Here is a 9069-nt window from a genome sequence, read left to right on the forward strand (position 1 = left end):
ATCAGCATCGGGTCCTTCGGCAGCCGCGCGCCATCGGCACCGAACATCGCACCGTTCGCGCAGTCAAGCAGTTGGTTTCGATCGAAGGAATGGATGCTGGATACGGCTTGGTTCATGGGGAAATCCGGGGTCGGAGAGCGCGATGCTTTCATCCTTCCTCGTTCCGGTCATTGATTCGAATCAAGCGGTTTCGCCGTACGCAAGCGTAGCGATTCGCGGCGGTATGGAGATGGGATTCCGCCGATCCAGCGAGGTCGAGCGGCCGCGGCTCGGGGCATGCGCCTGCAGGATGGCGCCACCCGCTAGGACACCGAACCAAACCAAACCGCCACTGCGGGCTTCGGCGCCCACCCCTTCTCCGTAGTAGTCATTCGAACTAAGCCCGGACTGATCCTGGTCAATTCAAGCCACCGCCGAGCCGACTAAGCTGCATTGATCAAACTGTCGCCCAGGCGGTCGCCACCATGCACCAATTCCCGAGAATCGGCCTGTTGGGCCATGGTCGTTTTGGGGCGGCGTTCGCCTCCTTGCTTGAACAGCGCGGGCTCGACTGGATTGGCTGGGATATCGGGTCGACCGTTCCCCGGGAGCACGCCGTGGCGGACCTGGATGCGCTCGCGAATGGCGCCGAGCTGATCGTGGTCTGCGTTCCCCTGGAATCCTTCGAACGCGCCTTGCGCGAGCTCCGGCCGGGGCTACTTCCACGGCATCAGGTATTGGACGTCTGCAGCGTCAAGGAGGCGCCGTGCCAATTGATGGAAAGCATCCTTGGCGAAACCATCGGCCACGTCGGAACCCACCCCCTGTTCGGTCCGCTCAGCATCGCCCGCGCCGATCCACTGCGCACCGTGATCTGTCCGAGTGCCCGCCATCCGCGCACCGCACAGCTGGCGCGCGAACTTTTTGCGGCCATCGGCAGTGAGGTGATCGACCAGGATCCTTCCAGCCACGACCGATCCATGGCGCTTACCCACGCGATGGCCTTCTTCGTCGCCAGGGGGCTGGTGGACCTCGGGGTCGGCGGCGACCTCCGGTGGGTGCCACCGAGCTTCGCGGCACTGGCGGCGTCGATAGCAGCGGTGCGTGCCGATGCCGGGCATCTGTTCAATGCCATCCAGAAACAGAATCCCTACGCCGCGGCCACCCGCCGCCACTTAATCGAGGCACTCACACTGATAGACCAGCGGTTGGCCGCAACGTCGGTCGATGCCGCCATATCAAGTGACGCAAGGCCCCAGGCCTTGGCGCAGGTGTCGCCCGCACTCCTGGAAGCCCGCGAGCAGATTGACGAACTCGACCGTGAACTCATCGCCCTGCTCCGCCGTCGCGTCGGGTTGAGCCTGCGTGCAGGCCACGCCAAGCGCAGCACGGGCGCGCCGGCGCTCGATCCGGAACGCGAGGCCTTGTTGCTCGGAAACCGACGGGACTGGGCCGTCGAGGAGGGATTGCCGGCCGACGGCGTCGCGGACGTATTCCGGCAGATCCTGACGCTGAGTCGGCGCGCACAGGCCTGAAGCGTCAATCCGCTTGACGCGGATCAATGCATGGATCGGGTCGAACTCCGAGCATGGCTTGGTATAGAACCACACGAGGCTCCCATGTCCGTCATGCTGCTTGTCGCGCTGTCCCTTACGGCCTCGGGTGCTGTACACGCGGGAAGTTCCACAGCACAGCCCGACAGTGCCTGGCATGCCCACTGGCGCTACCGGCACGAAATGGTCGACAGCGACGCGTTTGCGCGCCGGGCCGAGGCAGACACGCTCAGGCTGCGCCTTGGCTATACGGGCCAACTGGGCCGCGGTTGGTCCTGGCAGGTAGAGGGCGAAGGCGTCGTGGAACTAAACGACCGCTTCAATTCCACCGCAAATGGCCAGACCAACTACCCGGTCGTGATGGACCCCCGTGCGCTGGAGCTCAACCAGGCTTGGCTGGCGTGGCGTGGCGCCGAACTCAGCCTGCGAGCGGGACGTCAGCGCCTGGCGATCGACAACCAGCGCTTCATTGGCAATGTCGGCTGGCGGCAGAACGAGCAGACCTTCGATGCCGTATCCACCGAATGGACGCCACGCGCCGGCACCCGGCTGCAGGCGCACTGGCTGGGTAGGGTCCACCGCGTAGCCGGCGACGAGGCCATCGATCCCCTCGCCCGTGAGCGGGCCCTCGATGGCCGCTTGCTTCACCTTCAACAAGCGATGCCCATGGGCACGCTGAGTGCTTACGGTTACTGGATCGAGGACCAGGACGTTGCGACAGCGTCCAGTCGCACGGTGGGTCTGCGTTGGACTGGCCAGGCTCCTGAAGCGACTGTGCGCTGGGGCATCACGCTGGAGGCCGCGCAGCAGGATGGGATTTCCGGTGGCGCGGGCAAGGACGCCGACTATCTGTTGCTGGAGCCGCGGATCGAATATGCGGGCCGCCGCTACGCCGTCGGTTGGGAGCGACTTGGTGCTGGCAATGGGCGTGTGTTCCAGACCCCGCTCGCGACGCTTCATGCATTCAACGGCTGGGCGGACGTGTTCCTGACGACCCCTGCCGGCGGCCTTGAGGACCTGTATGCCAGCGCACAGGGCAAGTGGCGACTCGCGGGCTGCGAAGGGCATTGGCAGCTTGCCTGGCACGACTACCGTGCCGAGCGTGGTGGAGACTACGGCCAGGAATGGAATGCCTCGCTCGGGCTGGCCTTCAGGCCGGGCTGGAACGCGCTTGTGAAGTTCGCCGACTACCGTGCGAGCGGCTTTGGTCGCGACACGACCAAGCTCTGGCTGCAGTTGGAATGGAACCACTGAGGGGCATTTGGGCCTCGGAGTGATCTAGGTCATGGCGGTGCCCCAGCCTCCGGACAAGGATGGGCGCTCCGAAGGCTGCTCCCCTACCCGTCATGTCCGCGATCCCCGCTTCCCCCGAACTGCCTGAACGCCGACGACCCGGAGCCCCACTGACGCCCTTGGTGCTGCTGCCCGCTACGAGACAGCCGTGATGAACGCCGTCGACCCCGCAACTCTCTACCCTTGCTTCCTGGGGCCCTACGGAGAGAACGACGCGCTGCTTGAATCGCTGACGGTCGAGTTCCTGCGCGACCACGTTTACTGGCGGCGCAACCTGCATCCCGAGGACATGCCGGTCATCCCGACCGGAGCCAACCGCAGCCCGGCCTTCCTGGACTTCGAGGCGCGGATGCGTCGCGAACTTCACCAGCTGTCGGCTGCACTCAAGCGCAGCGTGCCCTTTCATTCGCCACGCTACATCGGCCACATGGTGTCGGACCTGTTGCTCCCTGGCCTGGCGGCACAGATGCTGGCCCTGCCCTACAACCCCAACAATGTCAGCGCCGACGCCGCGCCGGTGACCATCGGCATGGAGCTCAAGGCCGGCCTGCAGCTGGCTGCGATGGTGGGCTATCCCGCCGACCCCGCGGACCCGGCCTGCGCGTTCGGCCACCTCACGTCCGGGGGAACGCTAGCCAACGTCCAGGGCCTGCGGCTCGCCCTCGCGATGAAGGGCTTCCCGGTCGCTCTCGTACGGGCCGGCGCCCCACTTCCGAACTTGCCCGAAGGCGTGCACGAGGCTTACGGACTCCCACCGGCGCGCCAACGCGAGTTGGTCGTCGCCTGGCAGGCGCTGCTGGCGGAAATGCCGGCAGCGGATCGGCGTCACTGGTCGGCGGCGGTGGAGCGCGAACGGATCGAGTCCCGGGGAATCGCGGCCTTCCACGCTCGTGACGACCTGCAGGTGCCGGTTGTCCTCGCCCCGTCCACCGCCCACTACTCGTGGAGCAAGGGCGTAAAAATGCTGGGACTCGGGCGCGACCAGCTCATCCTTGTGCCCGGCCGATCCATGCGCCTGGACATCGACGCCCTGGCCGACGCGCTCACCGGCTTGCGCCAGCGCCAGGTACCGGTGCTGATGGCCGTGGGCGTGCTCGGCAGTACCGAATTCGGAACGATCGATCCGCTGGACCGCCTCGCCGACCTGCGCGATGCCAGTGCCAGCCAGGGCCAAGGCTTCGCGATCCATGCCGATGCGGCCTGGGGCGGCTACCTTGCGACCCTCTTTCGCAATACCGATGGCTCAGATCGAAGCTGGGCCATGGTACGCAGCGAGTTCCAGGCGTTTCCTTCCCGCGAAGTGCATGCGGCGGTGCTGGCCCTGGCCCGGATGGACTCGATCACGATCGACCCGCACAAGCTGGGCTACCTGCCATATGGGTCGGGCGCGTTCCTGTGCCGTGACCAGCGCATGATAAGCCTGCTCGCCGAAGGCGCGGACTACGTGTTCGGCGGCACGGCGGAAGGCGACTACTTCTCCCGGCACCGGAACCTTGGTCGTTACATTCCCGAAGGCTCGAAGCCGGGCGCCAATGCCGCGGCGGTCTATGTCACGCACCGGGTGTTGCCGCTGGACAGTCAGCGCTTCGGTCGGCTTCAGGCGGCCAGCATGCAGGCCGCGGAGGCGTTCCTTGACGAGGCCAGGGCCTTCATCGACCGAATCGCGCCCCATGCGAGGGCCTGTGTGCCCTTCCTGCCCGACAGCAACCTCGTATGCCTGGCGATCAACCCCCGTGGAAACACCAGCCTCCTGCGCATGAACCGCTTCATGCGCGGCCTGCATGCGTCATTGAGCGCGGACCCGACCCGGACCCTGCAGCAGGGCGAGTATTTTGGTTCGATCACCACCCTGCGCCGCGACGCCATGGGCGAAGAGGACACCCGGCGAGTCATGCAGGCGATCGACCTGCCCCTGGATGCCATGGTGGAAGGCGACGAGTCGCTCGACCGCCTGGTGGTGCTGCGCCACACGTTGATGAATCCGTTCCTGCTCGACGAGGGCAATGGCAGCAGCTATCTCGCAGGGTACTTTGGCTTTCTGGAGCGGCTCGTCCTGCGCGCCATCGCCGAACCGGATGCCGCCGATGCATGATCTTCGAGCCTTTCTCGATCGACTTCGGGCACGCGGGGACCTGATGGATGTCCATGCGCCGGTCGACCCGGCGCTTGAGACGACGGCTCTCTCGCTCGCCGCACTCAAGGCCGACGGACCCGCCTTGCTGATGCACCGGCCGTTGGGTAGCCGGCATCCCATGCTGGGGAATCTCTTTGGGCACCGGCGCAGGATTGAACTGGCCTTGGGCGACCGGCCCGTGGGTTCATTGCGCGAGTTGGGCCGACTGTTGGCATCGATCCGGGAGCCGCGCTGGCCCGGCTCGCTCAAGGACGCACTGTCGCAGTGGCCCGAACTCGCCCAGCTTGCACACGTGGCGCCTCGCGAGGTTCACGACGCGGCGTTCAACGATGAGGTCATCGAGGGCGACGCAATAGACCTCGGGCGCTTGCCGATACAGACCTGCTGGCCCGGGGACGCCGGGCCCCTGATCACCTTCGGCCTCGTGGTCACCCGCGGGCCGACCAAGCGGCGGGAGAACGTCGCCATCTACCGCCAGCAGCCGATCGGCCCTCGCCGGGTGATCATGCGCTGGCTCGCTCACCGCGGCGGCGCGCTCGACTACCAGGACCATTTGCGGGTGCATCCCGACCAGCCCTTCCCTGTCGTGGTGGCGATCGGGGTTGACCCGGCGACGGCGCTGGCTGCGGTCGCGCCGATCCCGGATACGCTCTCGGAGTTCGAATTTGCCGGACTGCTGCGCGGCAGCCGAAGCCGGGTCTGGCGCAGCGCGCTGACCGGCCTGCATGCGCCGGCGGGTGCCGAGATCGTGATGGAGGGGTTCATCCACCCCGGCGATACGGCGCTCGAGGGGCCCTTCGGCGACCATACCGGGCACACCAATGCGCAGGGCACCTACCCCGTACTGACCGTCGAGCGCCTGAGGATCCGGCGAGACGCGCTGTACCACGGCAGCTACATGGGACGGCCGCCCTGGGACGAGCCATCGGTGCTGGCCGAGGCCCTCAACGACGTGTTCGTGCCGCTGCTGCAGAAGGTCTTCCCGGAGATCGTCGACTTCTACCTGCCGCCGGCCGCCTGCAGTTACCGCATCGCGCTGGTCTCGATCCGAAAGCAGTACCCCGGCCACGCACGGCGGATCATGCTCGGCATCTGGAGCTACCTGCGCCAATTCACCTACACCAAGGCGGTGGCAGTGTTCGACGAGGACATCGACCTGCGCAATGGCCACGACGTGCTCTGGGCGCTGTCCACGCGGGTCGATCCGGCCCGCGACAGCCTCGTGATGGATCGCACGCCCGTTGATGTCCTGGACTTCTCAAGCCCAGAGCCCAACCTCGGCGGAAAAATCGGCATCGATGCCACCCGCAAGACCCGCGAGGAAACCGGTCGCGCCTGGAGCCCGGTGCTTCGGCCGGATCCCGCTGTCCAGGCGCGGATGGACGCGCTTTACCGCTCGCTTCGCGCCCCCAACCCCTGAAAGGACCCCGACCATGGAACTCGTCTGCCCCGCTGGCAACCTGCCCGCTCTGGAGGCCGCACTGGAAGCGGGAGCGGATGCCGTCTACACCGGCTTCCGCGACCAGACCAATGCGCGCGCTTTCCCGGGCCTGAATTTCACCGATGCGGAGCTTGAGCGTGGACTCAGCCGCGCACACGCCCTGGGGCGCAAGGTGTTCATCGCCCTGAACACCTACGCAGAGGCCTCGAAACTGGCGGAGTGGCGGCGGGCCGTGGACCGCGCTGCGGACCTTGGCGCCGATGCCATCATCGCGGCGGACATGGCCGTCCTGGATTACGCGTCCAGCCGCCATCCTGGATTGCCCCGGCACCTTTCGGTGCAGGGTTCCGCCACCACCGCGCCAGCGCTGGCCTACATGCATGAGCGCTTTGGCATCGCTCGCGCCGTGCTCCCCCGCGTCCTGTCGATACAGCAGGTGGAAAGGGTCTGCGACGCGGCGCCCGTGCCACTCGAAGTCTTCGGGTTCGGCAGCCTCTGCATCATGGTCGAAGGGCGATGCCAGCTTTCCAGCTATGTCACCGGGGCCTCGCCAAACCGTCACGGCGTGTGCTCGCCGGCGTCATTCGTACGCTGGGAAGAACAGGCCGACGGCGGCCGCAGTGTGCGTCTCAACGGCGTGCTGATCGACCGGTTCGCGTCAAGCGAAGCGGCCGGCTATCCGACCGTCTGCAAGGGCCGCTATGAGGTGCGCGGCGAGGTCTTCCACGCCCTGGAGGAGCCCACCAGCCTCAATACGATCGACCTGCTGCCACGGCTCAGGGCGGCCGGCGTCGTGGCCGTTAAGATAGAAGGACGCCAGCGCGGCGCGGCATACGTACGCCAGGTCGCCAGCACGTGGCGGGCGGCCATCGACAGCCTGCGCGGCGCAGGCCCCGAGTGGGCGCCTCGGCCGGCGTGGCAGCAGGCCCTGGCGGCGCATGCCGAAGGCCACCAGACCACGCTCGGTCCCTACCACCGCGCCTGGCACTGACGATGCGCCTTTCCCTCGCTCCCAATCCCTGGTTCTGGCCGCGTGAGCGCACACTCGCGTTCTATCGTGATGTTGCTTCGTGGCCGGTCGACATCGTCCATCTTGGCGAAACCGTGTGCAGCAAGCGTCGCGAACTGAATACCCGCGACTGGATCGTCGTCGCGGAATCGCTCGCCGAGGCCGGCAAAGAGGTGGTGCTTTCCACCCTGGCGCTGGTGGAAGCAGAGTCCGAGGTCGGCGCCATGCGCCGCCTGGTCGGGCACGGTGGATTCATCATCGAGGCGAACGACCTCACTGCGGTCCAGCTCTGCCGCAAGGCTGGGCGCCCCTTCGTCGGTGGCCCGGGACTGAACGTCTACAACCACCAGAGCCTGAAGTTGCTCCAGGAGGACGGTCTGGTGCGCTGGGTGCCGGGTACCGAACAAGGCGAACTTCTCGTCCGGGAACTGCTGGAGGCGCTCGAGGCCGACGGCGGAACGCGGCCAGAGCTCGAGGTGCAGGTCTGGGGCCGCCAGGCCCTGTCGTGGTCCGCGCGCTGCTTCACCGCGCGGGCGCTCGACGTTCCGAAGGACGCGTGCGGCTTCCGTTGCATCGAGCATCCCGAAGGCCTGCCGCTGGCGACCCGCGAGGGCGACCCGTTCCTGCGCATCAACGGCGTACAGGTGATGGGTGAGGAAGTGGTCGATCTGGGGCCCGAACTGGGGGCGCTTCGCTCCCTCGGGGTCGACATCCTCCGCCTCGTTCCCCAGCCGGAGGGGCTGGAGGCGGTGGTGCAACGGTTCCACGACGGTCTGCGGACGGGCGTCGCGCCCGAACGGGTCGGCGCAGCCAGTGGTTACTGGTCGGGGACCGCCGGCTCGTCCCGCATCGCCGGTACCTGACGGCGGGCGTGCCACGCGGTACGCGCGGCCGCCGCGTGCCGGGCCGCGCGATGCATCAGTATTCGCGGGCCCAACGGAAGGTCTTCCCACTCCAGGCGGTCGAGTGTGTTGCGAGCGTGCAGCCCGAGGTCGGTGTCTCCGGTCAGCACCAGCCTGCGTTGGAAGAAGAGCGTATCGGCGTCTTCAAGGCGACTTGCCAGCAGCAGCAGGTCGGTCGCAGTGCCGCGCACCTCCGCCTCCGGGGCATCAGCTACGACGACAAGACGGCCTTCGCGGAGGCCGAATGACCAGCGCAAGCCGAGATCGGTCACGGTGATGCCGATCGTGCGCCCTTCCAGAAAAGCGAACTCTCCCGTCACTGTCGGGATCTGCATGGCCTTGGCGGCCAGGTGCTCGAACGCGGCGTCGTGCAGCCTCCGTGGCAGGCCCGCCAGGAGCGGTTGCAGCACGGAGGGATGGGGGAGTCGCGCGGCGAGGCGGTGTGGCCACTGGGTTTCCATGGGGCGAGGCTCCGGGTTGAAGTGGTTTTGCGGCATAGCCGGTGGGGACAGGCCCTGCTGTGCGCAGGCATCGGCGATCAAAACATCCAGAAGGCCGCCGGCTGTGGGCCCCGGCAGCCCCAGGTCGCGGGCGACAGCGAGGGCGTGTCGATGTACCTGGGCCTCGCGTTGGGGGTCGCGCCCCAGGCCTGGAGGTTTGGCCCGTGCCGCGAGGACGACCGCGCGGCGACGCGCCGCGGCCAGCGCCACGATGCCGGCGTCGAGCCGGTCGATGAGACCGCGCGCAAACGCCAGGCG

The 9069-nt window shown here is 67.2% G+C and carries 7 protein-coding genes; 6 read left to right on the forward strand and 1 reads right to left on the reverse strand.

Annotated features, from left to right (window positions below; all coding sequences use genetic code 11):
* The first annotated feature begins 464 nt into the window (after positions 1-464).
* The 6 genes from Q0C12_RS13850 to Q0C12_RS13875 all read left to right on the forward strand — a co-directional run bounded on the left by Q0C12_RS13850 (position 465) and on the right by Q0C12_RS13875 (position 8272).
* Positions 465-1514 (forward strand): prephenate dehydrogenase/arogenate dehydrogenase family protein, encoded by a 1050-nt coding sequence (locus Q0C12_RS13850; RefSeq protein WP_290891183.1) that lies wholly within the window; start codon positions 465-467, stop codon positions 1512-1514.
* An 84-nt stretch (positions 1515-1598) separates the two neighbouring features.
* Positions 1599-2786, forward strand: coding sequence for an alginate export family protein (locus tag Q0C12_RS13855; RefSeq protein ID WP_290891185.1), 1188 nt, complete (start codon positions 1599-1601; stop codon positions 2784-2786).
* Positions 2787-2976: 190 nt separating this feature from the next.
* On the forward strand, positions 2977-4917 hold the full coding sequence (locus tag Q0C12_RS13860) for a pyridoxal-dependent decarboxylase (RefSeq protein WP_290891187.1): 1941 nt from the start codon (positions 2977-2979) through the stop codon (positions 4915-4917).
* Positions 4910-6379, forward strand: coding sequence for a UbiD family decarboxylase (locus Q0C12_RS13865; RefSeq protein WP_290891189.1), 1470 nt, complete (start codon positions 4910-4912; stop codon positions 6377-6379). Before Q0C12_RS13860 ends, Q0C12_RS13865 begins: the two co-directional genes overlap by 8 nt.
* Positions 6380-6392: 13 nt before the next feature.
* Positions 6393-7391 carry a peptidase U32 family protein gene (locus Q0C12_RS13870; protein WP_290891191.1) on the forward strand — a complete coding sequence of 333 codons (999 nt, stop codon included), beginning with the start codon at positions 6393-6395 and terminating at the stop codon, positions 7389-7391.
* A 2-nt stretch (positions 7392-7393) separates the two neighbouring features.
* Positions 7394-8272, forward strand: a complete 879-nt coding sequence (locus Q0C12_RS13875) for a U32 family peptidase (RefSeq protein ID WP_290891193.1) — start codon at positions 7394-7396, stop codon at positions 8270-8272.
* Here Q0C12_RS13875 and Q0C12_RS13880 read toward each other — a convergent pair.
* A partial coding sequence (locus Q0C12_RS13880; protein ID WP_343212466.1) for an SCP2 sterol-binding domain-containing protein occupies positions 8227-9069 on the reverse strand: 843 nt, incomplete at its 5' end. The genes Q0C12_RS13875 and Q0C12_RS13880 overlap by 46 nt on opposite strands.

It is taken from the genome of Arenimonas sp. (genome assembly GCF_022842045.1).
In the GTDB taxonomy this organism is placed as follows: Bacteria; Pseudomonadota; Gammaproteobacteria; order Xanthomonadales; family Xanthomonadaceae; genus Arenimonas.